The organism is Marinimicrobium sp., from assembly GCF_002695945.1.
Classification (GTDB): domain Bacteria; phylum Pseudomonadota; class Gammaproteobacteria; order Pseudomonadales; family Cellvibrionaceae; genus Marinimicrobium; species Marinimicrobium koreense.
In genome coordinates this window covers 1-24,106 of record NZ_NZQP01000036.1, presented here as the reverse complement: position 1 = coordinate 24,106, position 24,106 = coordinate 1, and the positions used below count along the sequence as shown (strand labels likewise).

Genomic DNA, 24,106 nt, shown 5'->3' with positions numbered 1-24,106 from the left:
TGGTAAACGGATCTGGTTAAATGGTAACCAGACATGAATTGAAGAGAGGCGCCAGAGAGGCGATTTCCGGGAATCGTTTTTCTACAGCCTCGTTATGTGTGAATACGAGTAGAACAATGGAAATCCTTATTATCAGAGCCCTTCAGGTAGTGGGGATAGTATGGCGGTCGATATGTGTTCTTCACCTTCAGGTCATACAAGGAAATCCTATGAATAAGCATAAAGGGTCGTGTCTGTGTGGCGCAGTGAGGTTTGAGGTGCAAGGGGGCTTCGACAGCTTTTACCTGTGTCATTGTAAGCACTGCCAAAAGGATACCGGATCAGCTCATGCGGCAAACTTGTTTTCGCTGTCAGCCAGCCTGACCTGGTTATCGGGTTCAGACTCCGTGACGACCTTTAGACTTCAGGGTACTCGCCATAGCAAAAGTTTCTGTCAGCTTTGCGGTTCAGCACTGCCCATAAGTGATGGCACAGGGCTACTCGTTGTTCCCGCCGGGTGCTTAGATACAGAAGTGTCTATACAACCAACCGCTCACATCTTTACATCCAGCAAAGCGGTTTGGGATAGAGAGTTGGAGGTGCTGCCAACGTTCGAGTCGCTGCCTGGTTGAGGCGCCACCATGTAGGATCATAGAAGCTGCACCTCGGTTAGTGTTTAGGGGCATTTAGGGGGGAGACAACGTGGACGATTTTCTAGCAGATGTAGCGGCCTGGTGTGCAGTGGTCATTGAGGCGATAGGCATTGGAACGATTGCCTTGTTCGCGCTATACGCACTGTTCAATGCGGTACTCAGATTGCTCAAGCGAGAGAGCCTGGATTTTATTTTCCAAGAGCTTCGTCAACTATTGGGTCGGGGTATACTGCTTGGACTTGAGTTTCTGATCGCCTCAGACATCATTTATACGGTGGCGGTAGAGCTTACCTTTGAGACCATTGGTGTACTGGCCATCGTGGTGTTGATCCGTACGTTCCTCAGTTTTACGCTTGAAGTGGAAATGTATGGTAAATGGCCCTGGCAGGATAAGCGCGAGTAACAACTGCGTCGTTTACAGAGCGCTTATTCTGCGCCTGCCGGGCGCTTATCAGTGTCTGAGTCTGGCTCTTCCTTCTCTTCATTCAACCAGGTGCCGCAGTGTTTGCAGTACTTGGCGTCGTGCTCATGCTGGTTTTTTCCACACCCTGGGCATGCTTCATCGGAATAGCGGTCCTCGCGCAGTGACCGAATGACTTCGGCGGAAAATACACCGGCGGGCAGTGCGATAATTGAGTAGCCCGCGAGCATGATCATGACGGAGATGAACTGCCCCAAGGGGGTGACCGGTGAGATGTCGCCGTAGCCGACGGTGGTCAGGGTGACGATACCCCAATAAATGGAGGTGGGGATGCTGGTAAATCCGGCCTCATGGGGTTCGATCAGGTAAAGAAAGGTGGAAAAAATAGTCACCAACATCAAGATGGTGAACAGGAACAGCATTATCTGGCCCCGGCTGCGCTTCAGTGCGTCCAGCAGTAAGCGTCCCTGGCCCACCAGGGCCATCATTTCCAGAACCCGGAATAACCGTAGTGTTCGTAGCAATCGAATGACCACCAGCGTCTGAGCCCCGGGGAGAATCAGCATCAGCCAGGTGGGCAGAACGGCCAGTACGTCGATGATGCCATAGAAGCTCTTCAGGTAAAGCAGCGGTTTATGCAGGCAATAGATGCGCAGCCCAAGCTCCAGAGTGAATAGTAAGGTGATCACCCATTCGGTGTAATAAAACAGGGTGCCGAACCGTTCGTGATATTCCTGAACACTGTCCAGCAGGATAACGCCGACACTCATGAAGATGAGAATCGCCAGTAAGATATCGAAGCCTTTGGCTACCGGGGTATCCGATTCAAAGATGATCTGGAAAAGGCGCGTTCTGATTCCGACATCGGCGGGCTGCAATGACGACATGGGCTGATTATCCTGTAAACGGGCTCCGTAGCGTGAAGGGCAGCATAGCACTACCCGCGGCGGTGCCCAAAGGTATGTAGGGTTGGTTCCGTGTCTGCGCTCACTTGACAATGCGTCTATACTGAATCCGGTTGCGTACTCATTTTACCTGTTCGGCGCTGTTTCTGCCGAAGTAGTCACTTACCGTACGATAAGGATGAACCCATGACTCAAGATGCGTCAAAGGCTGGTGTTGGCTCCACGGTCCTGATACCGGTTTTCATTCCCGCCGTCATTGTAATCCTCATGCTGGTGGTGGGCACTATCAGTAACCCGGAGCTGGCCGGCAAGGCCTTCGCCACCACCCTCAGCTATATCACGGAAACCTTTGGTTGGTTCTACATGCTTTCCGTGGCGTTTTTCCTGGTGTTCATCGTCAGTATGGCGCTGACCAAGTGGGGCCACATCAAGCTGGGGCCGGATCACGCTGACCCTCAGTATAGCTTCCCGGCCTGGTTCGCCATGCTGTTTTCTGCGGGCTACGGTATTGCCCTGTTGTTCTTTGGTGTGGCGGAACCCGTGTTGCATTTTGCGTCTCCGCCAGAAGGCGCGGCTGAAACGGTAAATTCAGCCAAACAGGCTATGCAAATCGCTTTTTTCCACTGGGGTTTTCACATCTGGGCGATTTATGGCCTGGTAGGCTTGGTGCTGGCGTATTTTGCCTTTCGTCATGGTCTGCCATTGTCGATTCGCTCCGCGCTGTATCCGTTGATCGGAGACAAAATTTATGGGCCCATGGGTCATGCGGTGGATGTGTTCGCCATTCTCGGCACCATGTTCGGTATTGCGACCACGCTTGGCTTATCGGTGGCGCAAATCAATGCCGGTATGAACTATTTATGGCCAGAGATTCCGGTAAGTGTAACCGTTCAGATTATTGCAATTGCGGTAATTACCTGCCTTGCCATATTTTCAGTGGTCGCGGGGATGGATAAAGGCGTAAAACGCCTGTCTATTTTGAATATGCTTCTGGCCGTGTCGCTGATGATCTTTGTGTTTATCGTCGGGCCGAGCGTGCACATCCTGGAAACCTTTCTGCAGAACACGGGTAGCTACCTGAATAACATCGTCGAGCGGACGTTCAACCTGCAGGCCTATTCCCGCAGTGACTGGATTGGTAACTGGACGCTGTTTATTTTTGGCTGGACCATCGCCTGGGCGCCGTTTGTGGGTCTGTTTATCGCCAAGATCAGCCGGGGCCGAACCATCCGTCAGTTTGTGGTCGGGGTGATGCTGGTGCCGTCGGTGTTTACGTTCATGTGGTTCTCGGTCTTTGGGGATACCGCGTTGAATCTGATCATGAATGAAGGCTATACCACGCTGATTGGCGATGTGCAGGCGGACCATGCCACGGCGCTGTTCAAGTTATACGAGGCGCTGCCTCTGAGCTCGATTGTGTCCTTTATTACCGTGATCCTGATCATCACCTTCTTTGTCACATCGTCGGACTCGGGTTCGCTGGTTATTGATTCACTGGCCTCGGGCGGTGCCATTCATACCCCCGCCTGGCAGCGAGTCTTCTGGGCGACGTCGGAAGGGTTGGTGGCGTCGGCCTTGTTGTTGGCGGGTGGCCTGAGTGCTTTGCAGACCATGACCATCGCCAGTGCCCTGCCGTTTTCCATCATCATGATCATTGCGGCGGTGGGCATGTGGCGCGCCCTGGTGATTGAAGGGCACCATCACCGCAGCCTGAAAACCGATGTACAACAGCGTTTTTCCGGGACCTCCGGCAAAGGACTCTGGCGTCGTCGCCTTGCTGGTCTGGTGAACTTCCCGGATCAGGCGAAGGTGTGGGAGTTTATGACCACCACGGTCAACAAGGCCATGCATCGGGTTGAGCGTGAACTGACCAAGCAAGGGTGGTCCGCTGAAACGCATTTGGACGAAGAGCACCTTCGCCTCTACCTCAAGGTGGTCAAAGAGGAGCAGGTGGATTTCATTTACGAGATTCGGATGCTGGAACATCTGCTGCCTGATTACGCCTATCCGGAAATGCCGGATGAAGAGACCCAACGGCACTACTATCGGGCGGAAGTGTTTTTACGCCGCGGTGGTCAGCTTTACGATATTTATGGGTTTGATCAGCAGGATATTATTACCGATATTCTCGACCAGTTTGAGAAGCACCTGCACTTCCTGCACATATCCCCGGGAAGCCTGCCCTGGCGGATGGAGGAGCACGATGACCTGCTCAGTACTCCGCCTGAGCCACCGGAAGAGGAGCCCGGCGTTCAGAGCTCTGAGCAGTCATCCAATGCGGACTCCCGTCAGGACGGATAAGGAGCGGGTATGTCGATGACTTCAAAACCGTTTGTACTCGGCACGCTGTGTGCCGCCTTGTCCTTCAGCGGCACTGCTCAGGCACAAAGCGATCCTGAAGTGGAGGCGCTGATCGAGGAGATCGATCGGCTCAAGGCGCGGGTAGAGCAGCTCGAAGAGGAATCGGTCCGCAGCGACTCGGTTCGCGATCTGGGGGACATGTCCGACGGCTCAGGGGAGCAAGCGAGTGCATCGGAACCGGCGGTGCATGTCGGGGGCGCTTTGCGCTTTAACCTCGTGCACCGGGATTTTGTGGACAGCTCCGATGGTAAGCGCGGCGAGAGCGGGCTGGATGTGTTTCGCCTGAACGTGGACGGGGAGATCGACAACATCCTGATCTCGGCCGAGTACCGCTACTACTCCTATATGCACACCCTGCACCACGGCTGGATTGGCTACGAATTCGAAGACGAAAGCCAGCTTCAGTTTGGTGTCCATCGGGTGCCCTTCGGTCTGCTGCCATACCCCGCCCACAACGCTTGGTTCGGCGTTCCCTATTATGTGGGGCTTGGGGATGATTACGACATGGGCGTGAAATACCAGAGCTCCGATGGCCCCTGGAGTTGGCATCTCGCGTTCTACAAAAACGAAGAGCTCAATGATGCGAGCAACCCCAACCGTTATTCCTTCGACCTGATCCGCGCCGATGATCAGCAGAATGAGGAGGTCAACCAGTTCAACGGTCGTGCCGCCTATACCTTTGGCCTGGGCACCGCCTGCGAAACGGAACTGGGCGGGTCCGTACAGGCCGGCGAAGTGTACAACGCCACCACCGACCGGCGTGGCGATCAGTGGGCGGCGGCGGCGCATATGGACAGCCGCTGCGGGCGCTGGAACCTTCAGCTCAAAGGGATGAGCTACCAGTATGATCCGGTCAACCCGGCGGGTGTGGACAACAGCGTAGTGACCGTCGGGGCCTTTGCCGGCACCTACGACATTGCCAGCGAGGCGGATATACTGGTCGCCAACCTGGCCTACAATGTGCCGTCGCCGTGGGAGAGTGTGGACAGCATTACCTGCTACAACGATTACTCCCGGCTTTACAAAGGCCGGGCCGGCGTTCTGGATTCGCAGATCAACACCACCGGCTGTGCCATCGGCAGTGGCCCCCTGTTCAGTTATGTGGACTATATTCTCGCAAACAATATGGCCTACTTCGATAACGGTTCTCTGGCCGGTGGCGGTGAAGACGAATGGCATGGCCGTTTTAACGTTAATATCGGTTTTTACTGGTGAGCTTTATGAGACAGCGATTTAAGATAACGTCCGTCATGGCGCTGACCCTGTCCCTGTTTGCGTTTGAGACGGCGGCCCGGGATGAGCTGAATGTCGTGTCCTGGGACGGGGCCTATGTGAAAAGTCAGATCCTCGGTTTCATTCGTCCTTATGAGGATGAGACCGGTGCCCGGGTCAATGTGATTCAGTACACCGGGGGCATCGAGGAAATCCGTCGCCAGGTGCGCGCCTGGAATGTGAAGTGGGATGTGGTGGACCTGGAATTGTTCGATGCCATTCGTGCCTGTGAAGAAGGCCTGCTTGAACCCATTGACCCGGAGAGCCTGCCGGCCGCGCCGGATGGTACACCGGCGAGTGAGGATTTCATCAATGTCAGTCTGATGCCCTGTGGCGTGGGTAACGTGGTGGGCTCTACGGTGGTCAGTTACGATCGGGAGCGGTTTGAAAAAGGCCCCGAAACCCTGGAAGACTTTTTTGACCTGAAACAGTTTCCCGGGCGACGCGGCCTGCGCCGCAGCCCCCAGGGGAACCTGGAATGGGCACTGGTTGCAGACGGCGTTCCCCGGGGCAACGTTTATGAGGTGCTGTCCACCGAAGCCGGTGTCGATCGAGCGTTCACGGTTCTGAACCGGATCAAACCCTACATTGAATGGTGGGAAGAAGGTGAAGAGGCAATACGCCTGCTGGAAACCGGCCAGGTGGTGATGTCCTCGGTTTACAGCGGGCGGGTGGACGACGCCGTGCAACGGGGTGAACCACTGGAGATTGTCTGGGACCATCAGGTCTGGTTTTACGATGTCTGGGGCATACCCCGGCACGGCCGCAATACCGAACAGGCCATGGATTTTTTGAAGTACGCCACATCCACAGAAAGTCTGGCCGCCCAGGCGCGTTACATCCCCTACGGACCGGTTCGTCAGTCCTCGCTGGCTTTGTTGGAACCCGAGTTGCGCAAGCGGCTGCCTACCTCGGAGCAGAACCTGAAAACCGCGATCGAGCTTGATGCCCACTGGTGGTCGGACAACCTGGACCGCATTGCCCCGCGCTTTGAACGCTGGGCCGAGCGCCCGGTGATGGTTCCCAAGTCCCTTCCTCGATAGAGTACTGATAGTGGCACCTCATGTGGTGCCACTTTCCCCGCCACTCTTGCACCGAAATAATCTATCTGTCGTCAAAAACATCCCTTTGATCAATATTTAATCTTTTCGCGTTTTATTTGTGATCCTGAAAAAAAATCCCCCCGTATAGCGCAACGTAGTTCAACAGTAATGCTAACAATCAGGAGCTAACACCATGAACGCGTTATTGAAATATACGGGAATATTGGGTCTGTCTATGAGCTTGATAGCTTGTGGCAGTGATGATGACGATCCGCTTCCGATGCCGGAGCCCGAACCGGAAGTGAATACCGTCGTTGACGTTGCCGTCGACAACGGTAATTTTACCACGCTGGTCGCCGCCCTTGAGGCAACCGGTCTGGACGAAACCCTCGACGATCCAGAAGGCGAATTCACGGTGTTTGCCCCCACCGATGATGCCTTTGCTTTGCTCGGTGAAGAAACCATCAGCGCTTTGTTGGAAGACACCGACACCCTCTCGGACATTCTCCTTTACCACGTAATTTCCGGTGCTGAAGTGGATTCGACCGGTGCCGTGGCCGCCGCGGGAACCACCGTGGAAATGGCCAACGGTGATAGCGTCGGTCTGTCCCTCTGGGGCGAAGACCTGCTGGTCAATCTGTCGCTGGTGACCATGGTGGATGTGGAAGCCGACAATGGCGTGATTCATGTCATTGACGCGGTGCTGATGCCACCGGAAGAAAACGGTGATCGCGAGCAGACCATTGCCGACCTGGCGGTCGCTACCGAAAGTCTGTCAACTCTGGTAACGGCTCTTGATACCGCCGGTCTGGTCCCCACCTTCGACGACCCGGATGCAACCTTCACGGTATTTGCTCCCACCAATGCGGCGTTTGAAGCCGTCGGTGAAGAGAACCTTCAGGCCCTGCTGAATGACGAAGAAGCGCTGACCGCAGTTCTGAGCCAGCATGTGGTCTCCGGTGCCGAAGTGAATAACGTGGGTGCTTACGCCGCAAACGGCACCAGTGTTGAAACACTGGGTGGAGCGGAAATACCCGTCGCCATTAACGACAGCCGTATGCTGACCGTAGGTGGTTCCGTGGTGTCCATGACCAACATTTACGCCAGCAACGGTGTGATTCACGTAATCGATTCTGTGATCGTCGGCGACGTTGAATTGCCGGCTCCGCCCATGTCCATTGTTGATGTGGCCAGTGACGCGGGTAACTTCGAAACGCTGATCGCGGCTTTGGAGGCGACAGGTCTGGATACCACTTTGGCCGACCTGGATTCGTCTTTCACCGTGTTTGCGCCGACCGATGCCGCCTTTGCCGAGCTGGGTGACGACACCATCAATGCCCTCTTGGCAGACACCGACACTCTGTCTGACATCCTGCTGTACCACGTGATTGCCGGCGATCCGATTCTGGCTGATGCCGCCATCAGCGTCGCTCAAAGCAATGACTCCGTGGTAGAGATGGCCAATGGTGATGGCGCCGGTCTGTCCTTGTCAGGAGAGAGTCTGCTGATCAACACTTCTACCGTGTCTACCGCCAACGTTCTGGCCGACAACGGTGTGATTCACGTGATCGATAAAGTGATGATGCCGCCGGCGCCTCAGACTGTCGATGCAACCATTGCAGGGGCTGCAGTCGCACAGGATCGCTTCTCCACGTTGGTGACTGCGCTTCAGCAGGCAAACCTGGTAGCGACTTTGGACGACCCGGACGCGACCTTTACCGTGTTCGCACCGACCAACGCTGCATTCGACAAAATTCCGGAAGAAGACCTGAATGCGCTGTTGGCCGATCAGGAGGCGCTTACTGAAGTATTGCTGTCTCATGTGGTCAGTGGCGCTGCAGTAGATTCCGTAACGGCCTACACGCTCAACGGTACTACCGTGGAGACAGCGGCAAGCAACAACATTAGCGTGGAAATCGTGGATGGTATGTTGCAGGTCGGTGGTGCGAATGTCACCGAAGCGGATATCAACACCACCAACGGTGTGATCCATGTCATTGACACTGTGATTATGCCTCCGGCTCAGTAGTGCTGGGAGATGCCCGCCTGAGAAGGCGGGCATCGGAAACGTGCTTGGCCCCGGTATCGCGAGATACCGGGGTTTTTTTTTATGGTCCCTGCTGGCGATTGGACGATACCGCAGCTCAGAGCGTATAATGTCGTACAAATAAAAACGTAAACGCTGTATTGATGATTGATTTCTTTGGGAGAACGAGTGATATGAAAATTGCATTGATGAACGAATTCAGCCAAGCGGGCAAGAACCCGATTGTGCTGGAGCAACTGAATGCCGTGGCCGATGACCTGGGCCATCAGGTGTTCAACGTGGGTATGAACGGCGATAACGACCACCGCCTGACCTATATCCACCTGGGTATCATGGCCGGTCTGCTGCTGAACTCCAAAGCCGTGGATTTCGTGATCAGCGGTTGCGGCACCGGGCAGGGCGCCCTGATGTCCCTGAACGCGCACCCGGGCGTGGTCTGCGGCTACTGCATCGACCCCTCTGATGCCTACCTGTTTGCCCAGATCAACAACGGCAACGCGCTGGCACTGCCGTTTGCCAAAGGCTTTGGCTGGGGTGCCGAGCTGAACTGCCGCTACATTTTCGAAAAGGCCTTCACCGGCGAGAAAGGCCAGGGCTACCCGCCCGAGCGCAAAGAGAGCCAGGTGCAGAACGCCCACATTCTGGATGGCGTAAAAGATGCCATGTCCAAGGATTACCTGGACGGCCTGAAGGCCCTGGATCAGGAACTGGTCAAAACCGCCGTGACCGGCGAGCGCTTCCAGGCGTGCTTCTTCGAGCACTGTCAGGATCAGGCGCTGGCCGATTACGTGCGCAGTGTGCTCGATGCCTGATTGAAACATCCGGCTCGCTGAACCAAAAAACCCCACCACTGCGTGGGGTTTTTTGTGCCTATCGCCAAAATCAACGAGACCTGCCCCTGTGTCTCTGCTATAACTAAGGCTGATCGCATAGCGTCGCCCGGGGTTCCGGGCGACCTCATTCATCGGCGGTAAGGACTCCTCGTTTGCGACTAGGTAACGTTGGTTTGGCGATGCCCCGGCGGTGGGGCAGGCGGGCAGGGCTGCTCCTATTGGCCTGCGTTGTTGCCTTGCCGGTGATGGCCGCGGAGTCCCGCAGTGAGCCAGAAGCGCCACACCTGCGGGTTGGCGTGTACGAAAATCCCCCCAAAATTTTCCTCAGTGAAACCGGTGAGCCCTCGGGCATTCTCGGCGATCTGCTGCTTCATATCGCCGAGCAGGAGGGCTGGCAACTCGAGCCGGTGGCCTGTCTCTGGCAGGCTTGCCTGAGCGCCCTGGCCAACGGTGAAATCGACCTGATGCCGGATGTGGCTCTGACCCCCTCGCGGGCCACGCGGTTTGATTTCCATGAGATTCCCGCGCTCCTGAGCTGGTCCCAGATCTATGTCGCGGCCGGGACGGAGCAACCCACCAGTTTGCTGGAGTTACAGGGGCGGAGGCTGGCGGTGCTCCAGGGCTCGGTGCAGCACGATTATCTGATGACGTTCTTCTCAAGCATGGAGCTGCCGGTCCAGTGGGTGCTGGTGGACAGCCTGGAGGCGGGCTTTCAGGCGGTGCTGGACCAGCAAGCCGATGCGGTGGCGGCGAATCAGTTCTATGGCGATCAGCGAGCCCAGGGAACCGACCTGGTGCGGGCGCCGGTGGTGTTTTTGCCCAGCCGGCTGTATTACGCGGTGACCCCCGGGCGACTGCCGAAGGTGTTGACCACCATCGATGACTATCTGGACCTATGGCGCAATGATCCGGGGTCCCTGTATTTCGAAACGCTGCGTCGCTGGGAGCCCCAGCGGGAGTCCGGGCCTCTGCCGACCTGGCTTTGGTGGAGCCTGGCCGGTCTCAGTGCCATGCTGTTGGCCGCGCTGCTGTTCAGTGCGCTGTTGCGCCGTCAGGTGCAGCGCCAGACGCAGCAACTGCAGAAAAGCGAACAGAAGCTGAGCACCATTCTCAACAGTGTGCAGGCGCATATCTATATCAAGGGAACGGATTTGCGCTACCAGTATGTCAATCAGAAAGTCGCTGACCTGTTGGGTGCCCCACCAGACGCTATTGTTGGCAATCGAGATGAAGACTTTTTCGATGCGGAGACTGCTCGCCTGCTAAAAGAAAATGACAGTCGTGTGTTACTGCGTGGCGAGCGATTTTCCAATGAAGAGGTGAGCCGGGTTAAAGGCCGTGAAACGTCCCGTGTGTTTCTTTCGGAAAAGTTGCCGTTGCGTACGCCGTCCGGCGATATCTACGCGCTGTGCGGCATATCCACCGATATTACGGAACATCGCCATATCCAGGAGCAGCTTCACCAATTGTCGTTTTTTGATGCCCTGACGGGCCTGCCCAACCGGCGGTTGCTGCTTGATCGGGTCCGGCACGGGCTGTTCAGCAGTACCCGCACCGGCTACGACGGGGCCCTGGTCCTGCTGGATCTGGACAACTTCAAAAGTGTGAATGACTCCCTGGGACATGATGCCGGCGACCAGCTGCTGTGCGCGGTGGCGGAGCGTATTCAGCGCAAGTTGCGCGCCACCGACACCCTGGCGCGCTTCGGCGCCGATGAATTTGTGGTGCTGCTGGAGGACCTGGCGCTGCAGCCGGACCGGGCCGTTGTGGCGGTGCGTAACCTGGCCGATGAATGGCTGACCGCCCTGGCCGAGCCCTTTGAGCTTGGCGGCGCCCCCTATGTGATCAGCGTGAGTCTGGGGGTTGCCCTGTTTTCCGATGCCGGTGAGGACACCGACACTCTGCTCAAGGGCGCGGATCTGGCGCTGCAGGCCTCGAAACGACTGGGTCACAACCGGCTGCAGTTTTTCAATCCGGCGATGCAGGTGGCGATCAATCGGCGTACTCAGTTGGAAGGGGCGCTGCGTCAGGCCATCGAATCGCGCCGCCTGGCGTTGCATCTGCAACCGCAGGTCAACACGCGCGGCGAGGTGGTGGCCATGGAAGCGCTCGCCCGCTGGGAGCATCCCGAGCTGGGGATGATCTCCCCGGCCGAGTTCATTCCTCTGGCCGAGAGCACCGGTCTGATTGTGCCTCTGGGGGAGTGGGTGCTGGAGCAGGCCTGTGCCTACCTGGCGGATTGGCAGGGGGATGAGCTGCTCAAAGGCGTGGTCCTGGCGGTCAATATCAGCCCGGCGCAGTTCCGCCACCCCAACTTTGTGGATCACCTGGAAAACACCCTGGAAGCCTCGGGGTGCCCCCCGGAGCGGTTGGAGCTGGAGGTGACCGAGAGCCTGTTGATCGATGAACTGGACCAGGTGATCGAGCGGATGGAAAGCCTGCGGGCCCACGGCATACGGTTTGCGCTGGATGATTTCGGGACCGGCTATGCCTCCCTGAGTTACCTCAAGCGATTGCCACTGCAGTTGCTCAAAGTGGATCAGTCGTTCGTCCGGGATCTGCTGACCGATCCGAACGACGAGGCCATTGTCCGCACCATCATTGCCCTCGGCCAGAGCCTGGATCTGGAGGTGCTCGCCGAGGGCGTGGAAACCGAGGCCCAGGCCAAACGTCTGGAAGCCCTCGGCTGCACCTTTCTGCAGGGTTACCTGTACGGTAAGCCCGCACCGCTGGAGCAGTGGCGCAAAGACCAGCGACTGGCCGTCACCCCACTCAATTAACACCGCTGTCATTGGATTGTCATGCTAGTGCGGTTGCATAGGCGCCATGCACCTGATGATGGCCTGGATGAGATTGGGTGGGCACCTGCTTCGAGCACTGCCCGCCAACGGTTGGCGCGCCTGCTGGTGGCGCTGGCCCCTACTGTTGCTGCTCTGGTTGGGCAGCGGTCTGCTGTTTCTCTGCCACGCCCTCGGTTTCCTGCTCGATGAGCTGCTGTTTCGCGGCTACCGCCGTGTCGCCGTGCGCGCTCCGGTGTTTATCGTGGGCGTGCCGCGCAGTGGCACCACCTTTCTGCAGCGGCGCCTGGCGGACGATCCGGCGTTCACGACCCTGACGCTGTGGGAGTGCCTGCTTGCGCCGTCGATTTCCGAGCGCTATTTCTGGCGTTTCGTCGGTTGGTGTCTGGCGCCGCTGCGGCGCTGGATCGGGCGCTGGCGCTGGGCAGCCATGGATCGAGTGCACCGGTTGGTTTGGCAGGAGCCGGAGGAAGATTTTCTGTTGCTGTTGTACCGGGGGGGCTGTTTTCTGCCGGCGTTGCTGTGCCCAGGGGCGGAGCGCTACTGGCGTCTGGCCTTTTTTGATGACGCGGTGCCGGCCCCGGAGCGCCGCGCAATGCTGGCGTTCTATCGGCGCTGCCTGCAGCGGCACCTGTACTTTAACGGCCGCGATAAGCGACTGCTGAGTAAAAACCCTTCCTTTACGCCTTGGATTCAGGACTTGCGCGCCGCGTTTCCCGACGCCCGCTTTATTGCCTGTGTGCGTCGCCCGGAGGAGGCGGTGCCCTCCCAGTTGAGTGCGTTGCGCCCGGTGCTGCGTCTGTGGGGCGGCGATTCCGTCGCACCGGAGCTGAGCGAGCGGATGATTACCGTGCTGCACGGCTATTACCGCCGGGTTCTGGCATTGCGCGGGGCACCCTGGGTGCAGATTCTGCCGCTGGCCGAACTCTCGCGGCTGGATACCCGGGGGTGGTTCCGACTCTACGCGTTTCTCGGCCAGCCTTTGCCTTCAGGGGGCGCCGTCGCACTTAGTGACGAATCGCGCCGCGATGCCGGTCCGGGTCACCGCTATGATCTGGCGGAGTTCGGCCTGAGTGAGGCCGGTATTCGTCAACGTTTTGTGTCTGTCTGGCCTCACCCATGAGCGGAGTCGTCCTATGAGCCCTGAACCGCGCCACCCTTTACTGTTGCCCGAGGCCCTGCGGGTGGCGGTCGTATCCGACGCCGCCCCCGGTCGAAACGGAGTGGGTGCTTACTATCAGGATCTGATGGAGCAGCTGGCACCGGAGCTGGAGCGCATTGTGCTGTTTTCGCCCCGGGTGGAAGGGGGCCGATGGCGCGCGGGGCTGGCCTTGCCGCTGCCCGGTGACCGTACCCAGAAGCTGTGCATTCCCAATCCCTGGGCGCTCCGGCAGGCGCTTCGGGAGCTCGCGCCTCAGGTGATGATTGTGGCCACGCCGGGGCCCTATGGGCTGTTGGGGGCGCGCCTGGCGAAATCCCTGGGGATTCCCGTACTCGCGGGCTTTCACACCGCCTTTGAGCAATTGACTGAACTCTACTGGCAGGGCTCCTGGCGGGGCCGGCTGGTCCACCGGCTGTTCGATCGCTCCCACCGCTACCTGTTTGCCCGGTCCCGCTCGGTGCTGGGCAATTCCCGGAATATGCTGGAGCTGGCCCAGCGGATGGGGGCGCCCTCTACCGGATTGATCGGCACGCCGATTTCGGCGGAGTTTGCCTGCACACCCCGTCGCCCCTACGGCGGCCAATTGCGTCGCGTCCTGTTTGCCGGCCGCTTGGCCGCGGAGAAAAACCTCACCGCGGTCATCGAAGCCGCCCGGGTGCACCGGGATATGGTGTTCAGTATTGCCGGCGACGGGCCGCTGCGTCGCGAGCTGACGGACGCCGCCCGTGCCTGCCCGAACCTGCGCTTATTGGGTTGGCTCGATCGCGAGGCGCTGCGGGCGGAAGTGGATGACCACGACCTGCTGCTGTTGCCCTCACACTTTGAATCCTTTGGCACCATCGCGCTGGAGGCCATGGTGCGGGAGCGGTTGGTCATGGTGTCCTCCGGCTGTGGTATCACCCAGTGGCCCGACCTGTGCCCCGGGCTGACCATCATCGACCCGTCACAGAGTGCGGCCGAGGCGCTGACCCAACTGCGAGCCCGCACCCCCGCCGAGCGCCGGCAGCGGGCCTGCACCGCCGCGCAGGTGGCCAGTGCGCTCAATGAACGCTGCCTCGCGCACTGGTGTGAGCTGCTGACCCATACCGTGGCCCAGCGCTCGACGCTACCGTCCGTTCCGCCGCCCGCGGTCGCCTCCGTGCTGGACTGACGGCCGTGGAAGCGTTGTTATCCATCCACGATGTGATGCCGGAGACCCTGGATCGGGTGGAGGCACTGCTGTCCATGGTGCCGGTGTCGGCCCGGCCCGGTACCGTGTTACTGGTGGTACCGGGGCGGGATTGGCGCCCCGGAGATCTGGCCCGCCTGGGTTGCTGGCAGTCCAGGGGGCTGGAGCTGGCGGGACACGGCTGGTTTCATCGGGCCGAGCGGGTCCGGGGCTGGTATCACCGCTGTCACGCCCACCTGATTTCCCGCCAGGCGGCCGAGCATCTGAGTCAGCCGCGCGCCGCGCTCAGGGCACTGCTGGCCGATAACCACCGTTGGTTTGCCCGTCATCGACTGGCCCCGCCGGAGCTGTATGTTCCGCCGGCCTGGGCCCTGGGAGAGCTCAGGGGTGAGGATCTGGCCGAGTCGCCCTTTACCTATGTGGAAACCGCCTCGGGGCTCCTCCACACCGCCACCGGCGTGCGGCGGCGATTACCGCTGGTGGGGTTCGAGGCCGATACCCCGCTGCGGGCCCTGGGGCTGCGGTTCTGGAATCGCTGCAACCGGGGGTTCACCAGTGAACGCCACCCGTTGCGCATTGCGTTGCACCCGGGCGATGCCGAGCTGCACCTGGCCGGGGATCTGAGCCAGACGCTTGCGCCTCTGACCCGTTGTATCGATTACCGGACGCTGTTCTGATCCGCCTCGCTCATAGTGCGCCGACGAGCGTCACAGAGTCGTAACAAAGGATCTCTATGCTGGCGCGCCTGTATTCAAAGGGAGTCCGTGTATGAGACTGCGTTGTTTGACCTGGGTCGTGTCAGTCTGGTTGTTGTCGTGCGGTGCCATGGCGGCGATCACGCCGTTTGCCTCCGGAGAGAGTGGCCTGCTGTTCAGTCTGCACGGGTCCAATACCATTGGCGCCAGCCTGGCCCCCAGTCTCGCCAAAGATTATCTGGTTGCCAAGGGCGCAACCGAGGTCAGCATTCGAGCTCGCACCGAGCCTAACGAATACCGGATCGAGGGCCGGGTGGCCGGCCAGACCGTCTATATCGACGTGGCCGCCCATGGTTCCGGTACCGGCATGCGCGGCCTTGCTTCCGGTGAGGCGCAGATCGCCATGGCGTCCCGTCCCATCAAAGCCTCGGAACAGACGCTGCTCGCGGATTTTGGTGCGATGCGCCACTTTGACGCCGAGCATGTGGTGGCGATCGACGGGCTCGCGGTCATTGTTCACCCCAGCAACCCGCTGGAGGCGCTGACGGTCACCGAAATAGCCCGCCTGTTCTCGGGCGAGATTCGCAACTGGGCGCAGTTGGGTGGGCCGAATCGGCCGGTCAGCCTCTATGCCCGGGACAACAAATCGGGTACCTGGGACAGCTTCAAGAGTATGGTGCTCAAGGGCGATTACTCGCTGAATGCCCAGGCGCGCCGCTTTGAGTCCAATGACCGGCTCTCCGATTCGGTCTCGGCGGACCCGGGGGCCATCGGCTTTGTGGGTCTGGCCTCGGTCCGTCAGGCCAAACCGGTCAGCGTCTCCCAGGATGGCATCAGCCCCCTGGGCCCGGAGCCGCTGTACGTGGCCACTGAAGACTACGCGCTGTCCCGGCGCCTGTTTCTGTACACCCTCCCGGGCCAGACGCCGCCCCTGGTGCAGGAGTTTATCGGGTTTGCCCAGAGTGAGGCCGGACAGCATCGGGTCGCGCAGGTGGGCTTTGTGTCCCAGAATCCCGTGAGTCTGAAGCCGACTCTTCATCCCGATGCACCGCCGGCATACAGTGAGCTGGTTCGCCACGGCGAGCGCCTGTCCATCAACTTTCGCTTTGATGCCGGCAGTTCACGCTTGGACAACAAAGCCCGGTGGGATGTCGAACGGCTGCGCCAGTTTATGAGCCGGCCGGAGAATCGCCACCTGCAGCTGCAGTTGATCGGCTTTGGGGATGGTCAGCAGTCCGAAGAGCGTGCGCTGATTCTGTCCCGTATGCGGGCCTTACGGGTCAAGTCGGCGCTGCGGGCCCACGACATTCACGCTGCCTCGGTGGTGGGTTTTGGCGATGATCTGCCGGTGGCCGACAGTCAGGAGGCCGGGCGAATCAAAAACCAGCGGGTGGAAGTCTGGTTGTTTGATCCCGCGGTCTCGACGGTAGTGAACGGTGCCAAATCCAGCTTGCTGGAGCAGCGAGCTTCGCCCGATTCCGAGGCGGTGTCCAGTGTCTGGCCCGGGCGCGCTCAGTAACCGACACTTCACGGCGGGCAGCCACCCGATGGTAGAATCCTGATTCATCCATCGGGAGATCCCTATGCCCAGGCCAACGCATTGGCTTTTGTCGCTTATTGTCGTATTTCTGGCCATGCCCGCGCTCGCGGCCGAGGTGAGAGTGGCGGTGGCAAGCAACTTTGCCGGGGTCATGGAACCACTGGCCGACGCCTTCACCGAACATACCGGGCATCAACTGCGCCTGTCCTACGGCAGCACCGGCAAGCACTACGCCCAGATTCGCCAGGGCGCGCCTTTTGATGTGTTTCTGGCGGCCGATGAGACCCGGCCACAGCGCCTGGAGACCGAAGGTGTCGGCGTGCCCGGTACCCGATTTACCTATGCCATGGGCGTCCTGGTGCTCTGGAGCCCCACCGGCGAGATTGCCGATCCAGTGCAGTCCCTGAAGCAGGCGCGCCGTATTGCGCTGGCCAACCCGCGCTTGGCGCCCTACGGTCGGGCGGCTCAAGAGGCCCTGGAGGCGATGAGGCTATGGGACTCCGTGGGCACCCGGGCGGTGCGGGGTGAGAATATTGCCCAGGCCTACCAGTTTGTGGCGACGGGCAATGCGGGCCTGGGGTTTATCGCCTTGTCCCAGTGGCAAACCCGTCCGCAGGGCCACTATTGGCTCGTGCCCGAAACCCACTACCAGCCCATTGCCCAGCAGGCGATCTTGCTGCGTGACACGCCGTCGGCCCGCGCCTTCCTCCGATTTCTNCAAAGCGATACCGCGCGCACCCTCATTCGCGAGGGCGGGTATCGCTAAGCCACCCGGTTGCGCCCGGCCTTTTTGGCGTTGTAAAGCCGCTCATCCGCACACTCCACAGTGGCGCTCAGTTCACCGGNGCTGTGACAGACCGCCGTGCCGAAGCTGGCGGTGACCCTGTGGGGAGCGCCTTTGATGGGGAAAACGGTGTTCGCCAGTTTGGCTCGTACCTTCTCGGCCACAATGCGCACATCCGTCAGCTCTGTTCGGGGCAGAAAGATCAGAAACTCCTCGCCTCCGGTGCGGCAGGCGACGTCCTGTCGGCGCAAGGTCTTGCGGAACAGGCGGGCCACCTCTTTGAGNACATCGTCTCCGGCCTGATGACCAAACTGGTCATTGAGCTGNTTGAAATGATCGATATCGCACATCACCANACCNAGNGGCAGAAACTCGTCGGGAGTCTGNTTCAANCGAGGTTCCAGGCTGGCATCGATAAAGCGCCGGTTGGGGAGCAGGGTGAGCGGNTCGGTGTTGGCCTGCTGCTCGCGGGANAGTTGNAGTGCGCTCATTTTGTGATGACTGCGNTCGCGGAAATAATCATTGATTCCGGCGGCGATCACCATGATCACCAGCGAGGCAAAAAACCGGGTNGTTTCCTCGGGCCGGTACTNCGCGTGAATCCAGTCCGGCGTGAACAGCATCACCGCAATGGCAAGCAGGACCAGAGTATTGCCGATCAGGGCATTNCGTACCCCCAGTAGCCCGAACAGTATCACCGGGAAGGGAAATATCCAGTACAGGGCNGTATTCTCATGNCCACCGTGGTAGATCAGCGCCAGCACAAAACCGACCACCANCACNGCTTCAANNTTGCAGGCNAGGTCAATGTCGCCGGTGCGATGGTAGTANGCGACGGTGAGCAGAAACGTCAGNGAGGTGCCGAGCAGCAGGGACGCCAGNGCCACATTGCCGGANATCAGGTGGGGCAGGCCGTAGAGCAGAATCACCGTGCCGGATATATAACTCACAAACGACAGGATGTATTGCCGCCGGTCCTTGTCGACGTTCTGGGCCTGGGCCTGACTTTCAAATANGTTCATCAANTGCAACCGGGTTGAGNTGGCGCGANTATCATCAGTTTGCTGAGCTCCANTATNNAGCCTAGNTCAGCGAATGAGTCCTGTCATGCCTGTCTGCACTGGCTTTGCAAACGCCCGGTCCGTGCTAAAGTGGCCGTCATCAATNGACAGACAGAGCTGCTGCATGATTCAAAGCGCCGACTGGGTGGCCCTGGGGATAACCCTCAAACTCGCTGCCATCACCACTGTTATTCTGCTGATCGTCGGGACACCCCTGGCCTGGTGGCTGGCGCGCAGCCGNTGGCGCTTCCGGTTTCTGGTGGAGGCCATGGTGGCCCTGCCGCTGGTGCTGCCTCCGACNGTNCTNGGTTTCTATTTATTGTTGCTGTTGGGGCCTTCNGGNCCCNTNGGGCANGTGGCCCANTGGTTTGGCGGNTACTCNCTGGCGTTTANCTTNACCGGGCTGGTGATNGGCTCGGTGGTGTATTCGCTGCCCTTCGTGGTGCAGCCNCTGGCCGGCGCGTTTCAGTCGTTGGGGCAACGTCCNCTGGAAGTGGCGGCCACCTTGCGTGCCGGNTTCTGGGANCGCTTTTTCAGCGTGGTGGTACCGCTCACGCGNTCCGGATTTNTGACCGCGGCCGTGCTCGGCTTCGCCCANACNCTGGGGGAATTCGGTGTGGTGNTGATGATCGGCGGCAATATTCCNGGGGAGACCCAGGTGGTGTCCATCGCCATTTATGACCACGTGGAGAGTCTGGACTANGCCCGTGCCCATGTCCTNTCCGGCGGGCTGNTGCTCCTGTCGTTTGTGCTGCTGCTGNCNGTGTACGGTTTCAATCGACACTTGAGCCTGGTGAATCGAGGATGACGACAACATCGGATACCCAAGGGTTGGCCCTGCACTTTCAGGTCCGTCGGGGTGACTTNGAGCTGGCCGTGGACCTGCGCCTGCCGGGGCGGGGCGTAACCGGCATCGTCGGTCCCTCCGGGTGCGGGAAAACCACCTTGCTGCGGGCGGTGGCGGGGCTCGACAAAACGCCGGGTGGACGCCTCCATCTGGGCGAGCGTTGTTGGCAGGACGGGGCGCAGTTCCTGCCCACCCATCGGCGGCGCCTGGGCTATGTGTTTCAGGAGCCGAGCCTGTTCGAACATTTATCGGTGCGCGGCAATCTGGAGTACGGATGGAGGCGCACCCCGGCGGCTGAGCGGCACTTGTCGCAGGAAGAGTTGATCGAGTGGCTCGGCTTGGCCCCCCTGATCGATCGGCCGGTCAGCGGTTTGTCCGGTGGTGAACGTCAGCGAGTGGCTATCGCCCGAGCGTTGGCCACCAGCCCCGAGCTGTTGTTGATGGATGAGCCTCTGGCGGCCCTTGATCCGACCAGCAAGCAGGCGATCATGCCCTATCTGGAAACACTGCACGATCGCCTTGAGATTCCGGTGCTGTACGTCAGCCATGCCCCGGAGGAAGTGGCGCGCCTGGCGGATCATTTGGTGCTGATGGAGCGGGGTCGGGTGCTGGCGGCGGGGCCGCTGGCGGAGCTGATGACCCGGGCGGACCTGCCCCTGGCCCGGGCCGACGATGCCGCGGCGGTGTTGTCCGGCACGGTGGCGGCGCACGATGAGCACTATGCGTTGACCCGTGTCGCGCTCAATGGCGGCACCCTCACGCTGGCCCGGCAGCCCCGTTCGGAAGGGCAGAGTGTGCGCCTGCGGGTGGCGGCCCGGGATGTGAGCCTGACCCTGAGTCAGGCCCGGGACACCAGTATTCTCAATTGCCTACCGGTGCGAGTGGTGAATATCGAACCTTACGATAACACCCGCGTAACCGTGCATCTGGACTGCTCGGGCCAGCCACTGCTCGCCCGAATCACCCGCAAGTCCGCCGATGATCTCGCGCTCTCTGGGGGCCAGACGGTGTACGCCCAGATCAAAACCGCCGCCTTGTTGTAAATTTTTTTTGAACCGCTATGGAGTGAGGTGCAACTACCTCTTCGGAAGCGCCTTGTGTTGATTACGGTGCGCTAATAACCGAAGAGGACATCACCATGACCACACTCCAATCCAAAACCCAATCCTGCCTGAAAGCGTGTTCAGTTGCGTTGCTGGCGGGCAGCCTGTTTGCCTGCGGTGGAAGCAATAACAACGCCGCGCCAGATCCCGTTGTGCCGGACCCAGAGCCGACCCCGGAAACCGTTGATCTGAGTTTTATGATTCAGACGCACACCGGTGCACGTCTGTCGGATGTCACCGTGACTCTGGATGAGCAGAGTGCGCAGAGCGATGTTTCCGGTCGCGTCGAGTTCAGTCCGGAGAGCCAGACATCCTATCGGGTGCGCGCCGAAGCCGATGGTTTTGTACCGCAGGTGCTGCGAGTCAGCGGCGAGCAAGACGGCATCATGCCCATTCGGATGGTGCCGGTAAAACAGACGCTGCCGGTGGATGACATTGAAGCGGCCCGCACTTTGAGCGCTGTGGATCTTGGCGCCCGGGTGACCTTCCCGGCCAACGCCTTTGTCACTCCCGATGGCGAACCCGCCTCCGGTGAAGCCACGGTTCAGATTACTCCCTGGGATATCACCAGCGATGAGCTCAATGCCATGCCCGCCAATGGTCAAGCCACCGATGCCGGCGGTGAATCGGTCGAGCTGATCAGCGCCGGTATGATTACCGTGGACGTGCACAACGCCGAGGGTGATTACCTGCAGATCGCACCCAACACCACCGCCGAGATCCAGATGGATCTACCGGTGGCGAGTATCAACAATGAGCCACTGTCGATCGGCAGCACCATTCCCATGTGGCACTTTGACGAAGACCAGGGCCTGTGGATTGAAGACGATTCCATTATTGGCACCGTGGTTGCCTCGGCCACCTCACCGGTGGGGCTGGCGGTCTACGCTGAAGTGAGTCACTTCTCCACCTGGAACTGGGACTTCAAATTCGAAAACGGCGGCAGCATCAATGTCGAGTGTCGGTTGAGTGACAGCACGGCCATTCCCTGCGGTATCAGTGCCGGCGTAACGCTGGATGACGGCTCGGTGTTTACCCGCAACGGTTACCTGCCCGAAGGTGGCTCCACCATCATCAATATGCCCAACAGTGCCACCATTGACTGGTACGCGACGTCCGACACTGGTCTGATCGGCGAGAAAACCACCGATATGTCCGCCGATGTCATTATCGAGTTGGAAGACCCGAGCAGTGAAAATGTGGTGCGCTGTGAATTGCCGGACGGCACCGGCGTGGGCTGCGAGGTGACCCTGACCGATGGTACTGAAACCCTGACTCAATCTGTTCCGGCGGAAGGTGCCACCATTGTTACCGGCTGGGACAATCTGGATGAGAACAGCGAGTTGACCTGGACTGCGGAAACCCCCTTTCCGATCAGCGTGGGTGGTCAACAAGTCATCGCCGAAGGTACGGCAACATCCGGCATAACCGGAAACGTGGATGTGGCCCTCGCGATCACGCCGATTGATGAAGTAGAGGTTCAGTGCCTGGGTGAGTCCGGCGTGTCCATTCCCTGCACCGTTGATATCACCGCTACCTTGTCCGATGGCACGGTGTTCACCGATACCGATATTCTGATTCAGGACAGCCTGGCAGTAGCGGTTCCCGCTGAGGCGACTCTGCTCCAGTGGACAGCCGAATCCAATGGCGCCTTCAGCCAGAATGGTCAGTTTGTCACCATGGCCGGCAGCATGGAAACCAGCCTGGTCAGTAGCGTCGCGGTGGTGCTGGATGAAACCGTGGTGCAGGGTCCCGCAGCGCAGAGCATCGAAATTTCCTGCATCAACGGTCCGGACACCTCGGCAACCAGCTGTGATATCGATGCTTTCCTGGAGGGCAACCGCGCGGGTTATGTCGAGCTGGGTGAGTTCGAAGCGGTAGCGCTGGGTGATTCGGTCACTCTGGAATTCCCGGAAGGTCTGGCTGACGAAAACGAGTGGGTACAGGTGATGGTCACCGGCGATGATGGGTCCACGGCCTACACCTTCTCCCAGTATGGTTCCCTGACCGACGATGAGATGATTGAACTGGAGCTGCAATGTTCGGATGCCGTCGGTGGCGTAAACTGCCCCCAGTAACCCGAAACCACAACCTTTGATCTTCAGGCCGGCTGCTCGCAGCCGGCTTTTTTATGGAAGAGCAGGTCTACATCAATGGCGCGTCAGTTACACCAGGTTCCCACCTGCACCAACCCTCGGCCAAAACGATCATCCCGCCCCGTGGGCCCCAGGTCTTTGACCGCTGCCATCAGGTCCGCACCTTGCTGTTGGGCCAAAAGAGAGGCGGCTGTGACCAGCGGCGCGGCGAAGGAAGTGCCGGTGTGATAGCGCCCGGACGTCTCGCCATCGGCGGCCCAGATCTCCATGCCCGGTGCGGCCAGATCGATGTAATCGCCCCGGTTGGCATCGGGGTACAGGCGCTCGGCGGCGTCCACGGCGGTTACGGCGATCACACCGGGCTGGGCGGCGGGAAAGCTTGGCGGTGCCTCCGGCCCCTGATTACCAGCGGCGGCAATCAGCAGGATCTGGCTGCCGAGCAATTTTTCCAGGGCCAGTTCAAACACCCGGTTGCGCTCACCGCCCAGGCTCAGGTTGATGGCCTGTACCTCCTGGCTGACCAACCAGTCCAGCGCGGATAGCAGAATTTCGGTGCTGGTGTCGGTACGCTCTCCTCGCTGGCGGAACACTTCGGCGGCCCACAAGGTGCTGCCGGGCAGCAGACCCGGGGTTTCCGAGTTGACGCTTCCCACCAACAGACTGGCAACCGCGGTACCGTGCAGTGCTTCGGCCGAGGTGCCGCGCACAAAGTTGCGTCGGGTCAGTTGGCTGTCCGTCAGGGCAGGGTGCTGGTCATTGACGGGGGTATCGAGCATGCCAATGCGGAATTGACCGCTGCAGGCGCTGGTATCTTCTGGCCAGGCGATCATCTGCTGGGCGTAGCGGCGCCGGGCGTTGAGTAACTGGTAGCGCTGGTTGGTGTCCAGGTCCAGATCCGGCAGGTCTTCTTGCACCTGAGCGACCAAATCGGGTGTGTCGGTCCCCGGAGGCAGACGGAAAACGCTGATCACCAGGCCCAGGTTGTCCAGGCGCTGACGGGATTTGACCCGCAGTTGGTAGCTTTGAAGTTGCCGGGCCGCCGATTGCGCCTCGGCCATATCCGCACTCACCAAAAGTAATTCGCCCGGCTCGTAGGGTAGCGAGTCCGGGGCCGGGGGGACGGGATCGTTTGATGGTGCTGGGGGTGGCACCGGCGGCGGTGGCGGCGGTGCGCGCCCGAGGAGACTGCCACCGCGCTGGATTGGCGGTCGAGTGGGCTCCGGTTCGGCGGCTTCCGGTTCCTCGCGATCGCTTGACGTTGACTCTGCCTTTTCGGTCACACTGACTTCGGGTTCGGGTTCGGGTTCGGGTTCGGGTTCGGGTTCGGGTTCGGGTTCG

19 protein-coding genes are annotated in these 24,106 nt (G+C 59.8%); 16 read left to right on the top strand and 3 right to left on the bottom strand.

The annotated features are described in order from the left end of the window. Nucleotides 1-20 precede the first annotated feature (20 nt). Together CMG77_RS08455 and CMG77_RS08450 are read left to right on the top strand one after the other, a co-directional pair. Nucleotides 21-611: a GFA family protein gene (locus CMG77_RS08455; protein ID WP_353743469.1), complete on the top strand. Its 591-nt coding sequence runs from the start codon at nucleotides 21-23 to the stop codon at nucleotides 609-611. Between the two features lie 70 nt (nucleotides 612-681). Further along, on the top strand, nucleotides 682-1,035 hold the full coding sequence (locus CMG77_RS08450) for a DUF1622 domain-containing protein (RefSeq protein ID WP_286804146.1): 354 nt from the start codon (nucleotides 682-684) through the stop codon (nucleotides 1,033-1,035). Between the two features lie 23 nt (nucleotides 1,036-1,058). Here the strand turns inward: CMG77_RS08450 and CMG77_RS08445 are convergent, their stop codons facing one another. Beyond that, nucleotides 1,059-1,940: an ion transporter gene (locus CMG77_RS08445; RefSeq protein ID WP_286804147.1), complete on the bottom strand. Its 882-nt coding sequence runs from the start codon at nucleotides 1,938-1,940 to the stop codon at nucleotides 1,059-1,061. Between the two features lie 204 nt (nucleotides 1,941-2,144). Here CMG77_RS08445 and CMG77_RS08440 point away from each other — a divergent pair, with 204 nt between their 5' ends. The 11 genes from CMG77_RS08440 (at nucleotide 2,145) to modA (ending at nucleotide 17,643) form a co-directional block, all read left to right on the top strand. Further along, nucleotides 2,145-4,259, top strand: a complete 2,115-nt coding sequence (locus tag CMG77_RS08440) for a BCCT family transporter (RefSeq protein ID WP_286804148.1) — start codon at nucleotides 2,145-2,147, stop codon at nucleotides 4,257-4,259. Between the two features lie 9 nt (nucleotides 4,260-4,268). Next, entirely contained in the window at nucleotides 4,269-5,534 is a 1,266-nt protein-coding gene (locus CMG77_RS08435; RefSeq protein ID WP_286804149.1) for a coiled-coil domain-containing protein, read from the top strand. Between the two features lie 5 nt (nucleotides 5,535-5,539). Beyond that, a complete protein-coding gene (locus CMG77_RS08430) occupies nucleotides 5,540-6,634 on the top strand; it encodes an ABC transporter substrate-binding protein (protein ID WP_286804150.1) in 1,095 nt (364 codons plus the stop codon). A 235-nt stretch (nucleotides 6,635-6,869) separates the two neighbouring features. Then, nucleotides 6,870-8,663 carry a fasciclin domain-containing protein gene (locus CMG77_RS08425; RefSeq protein WP_281273560.1) on the top strand — a complete coding sequence of 598 codons (1,794 nt, stop codon included), beginning with the start codon at nucleotides 6,870-6,872 and terminating at the stop codon, nucleotides 8,661-8,663. Nucleotides 8,664-8,854: 191 nt separating this feature from the next. Beyond that, entirely contained in the window at nucleotides 8,855-9,493 is a 639-nt protein-coding gene (locus tag CMG77_RS08420; RefSeq protein WP_024461856.1) for an RpiB/LacA/LacB family sugar-phosphate isomerase, read from the top strand. A 239-nt stretch (nucleotides 9,494-9,732) separates the two neighbouring features. After that, nucleotides 9,733-12,294, top strand: coding sequence for an EAL domain-containing protein (locus CMG77_RS08415; protein ID WP_286804151.1), 2,562 nt, complete (start codon nucleotides 9,733-9,735; stop codon nucleotides 12,292-12,294). A gap of 67 nt (nucleotides 12,295-12,361) precedes the next feature. Then, complete coding sequence (locus tag CMG77_RS08410; protein ID WP_286804152.1) at nucleotides 12,362-13,435, top strand: sulfotransferase; 1,074 nt, start codon at nucleotides 12,362-12,364, stop codon at nucleotides 13,433-13,435. Nucleotides 13,436-13,448: 13 nt separating this feature from the next. Next, nucleotides 13,449-14,624: a glycosyltransferase gene (locus CMG77_RS08405; protein ID WP_286804153.1), complete on the top strand. Its 1,176-nt coding sequence runs from the start codon at nucleotides 13,449-13,451 to the stop codon at nucleotides 14,622-14,624. Between the two features lie 5 nt (nucleotides 14,625-14,629). Beyond that, complete coding sequence (locus tag CMG77_RS08400; RefSeq protein WP_286804154.1) at nucleotides 14,630-15,319, top strand: polysaccharide deacetylase family protein; 690 nt, start codon at nucleotides 14,630-14,632, stop codon at nucleotides 15,317-15,319. A gap of 91 nt (nucleotides 15,320-15,410) precedes the next feature. Continuing rightward, nucleotides 15,411-16,856 (top strand): substrate-binding domain-containing protein, encoded by a 1,446-nt coding sequence (locus CMG77_RS08395; RefSeq protein ID WP_286804155.1) that lies wholly within the window; start codon nucleotides 15,411-15,413, stop codon nucleotides 16,854-16,856. Nucleotides 16,857-16,920: 64 nt separating this feature from the next. Continuing rightward, on the top strand, nucleotides 16,921-17,643 hold the full coding sequence (gene modA / locus CMG77_RS08390; protein ID WP_286804156.1) for a molybdate ABC transporter substrate-binding protein: 723 nt from the start codon (nucleotides 16,921-16,923) through the stop codon (nucleotides 17,641-17,643). Here the strand turns inward: modA and CMG77_RS16175 are convergent. After that, nucleotides 17,640-18,152, bottom strand: a complete 513-nt coding sequence (locus tag CMG77_RS16175) for a GGDEF domain-containing protein (RefSeq protein ID WP_502691802.1) — start codon at nucleotides 18,150-18,152, stop codon at nucleotides 17,640-17,642. The genes modA and CMG77_RS16175 overlap by 4 nt on opposite strands. Nucleotides 18,153-18,756: 604 nt before the next feature. On the opposite strand from CMG77_RS16175, the gene modB reads away from it, so the two are divergent. The 3 genes from modB (at nucleotide 18,757) to CMG77_RS08370 (ending at nucleotide 22,750) form a co-directional block, all read left to right on the top strand. Beyond that, nucleotides 18,757-19,530, top strand: a complete 774-nt coding sequence (gene modB, locus CMG77_RS08380; RefSeq protein WP_353743468.1) for a molybdate ABC transporter permease subunit — start codon at nucleotides 18,757-18,759, stop codon at nucleotides 19,528-19,530. After that, the gene (gene modC, locus CMG77_RS08375; protein ID WP_286904088.1) at nucleotides 19,527-20,612 is read left to right on the top strand and encodes a molybdenum ABC transporter ATP-binding protein; all 1,086 of its coding nucleotides are present in this window, start codon (nucleotides 19,527-19,529) and stop codon (nucleotides 20,610-20,612) included. The genes modB and modC overlap by 4 nt, the downstream gene beginning before the upstream one ends. Nucleotides 20,613-20,707: 95 nt before the next feature. Then, nucleotides 20,708-22,750: a hypothetical protein gene (locus tag CMG77_RS08370; RefSeq protein WP_286804160.1), complete on the top strand. Its 2,043-nt coding sequence runs from the start codon at nucleotides 20,708-20,710 to the stop codon at nucleotides 22,748-22,750. Nucleotides 22,751-22,833: 83 nt separating this feature from the next. Here CMG77_RS08370 and CMG77_RS08365 read toward each other — a convergent pair. Then, the coding region (locus CMG77_RS08365; RefSeq protein ID WP_286904086.1) for a S8 family serine peptidase at nucleotides 22,834-24,106 on the bottom strand (1,273 nt) is incomplete at its 5' end.

Bases quoted from the DNA above. Each gene is read 5' to 3' on its own strand.
- CMG77_RS08455 (WP_353743469.1), top strand. From the start codon at position 21: ATGGTAACCAGACATGAATTGAAGAGAGGCGCCAGAGAGGCGATTTCC.
- CMG77_RS08445 (WP_286804147.1), bottom strand. From the start codon at position 1,940: ATGTCGTCATTGCAGCCCGCCGATGTCGGAATCAGAACGCGCCTTTTC.
- CMG77_RS08440 (WP_286804148.1), top strand. From the start codon at position 2,145: ATGACTCAAGATGCGTCAAAGGCTGGTGTTGGCTCCACGGTCCTGATA.
- CMG77_RS08435 (WP_286804149.1), top strand. From the start codon at position 4,269: ATGTCGATGACTTCAAAACCGTTTGTACTCGGCACGCTGTGTGCCGCC.
- CMG77_RS08430 (WP_286804150.1), top strand. From the start codon at position 5,540: ATGAGACAGCGATTTAAGATAACGTCCGTCATGGCGCTGACCCTGTCC.
- CMG77_RS08425 (WP_281273560.1), top strand. From the start codon at position 6,870: ATGAGCTTGATAGCTTGTGGCAGTGATGATGACGATCCGCTTCCGATG.
- CMG77_RS08420 (WP_024461856.1), top strand. From the start codon at position 8,855: ATGAAAATTGCATTGATGAACGAATTCAGCCAAGCGGGCAAGAACCCG.
- CMG77_RS08410 (WP_286804152.1), top strand. From the start codon at position 12,362: ATGAGATTGGGTGGGCACCTGCTTCGAGCACTGCCCGCCAACGGTTGG.
- CMG77_RS08405 (WP_286804153.1), top strand. From the start codon at position 13,449: ATGAGCCCTGAACCGCGCCACCCTTTACTGTTGCCCGAGGCCCTGCGG.
- CMG77_RS08395 (WP_286804155.1), top strand. From the start codon at position 15,411: ATGAGACTGCGTTGTTTGACCTGGGTCGTGTCAGTCTGGTTGTTGTCG.
- CMG77_RS08370 (WP_286804160.1), top strand. From the start codon at position 20,708: ATGACCACACTCCAATCCAAAACCCAATCCTGCCTGAAAGCGTGTTCA.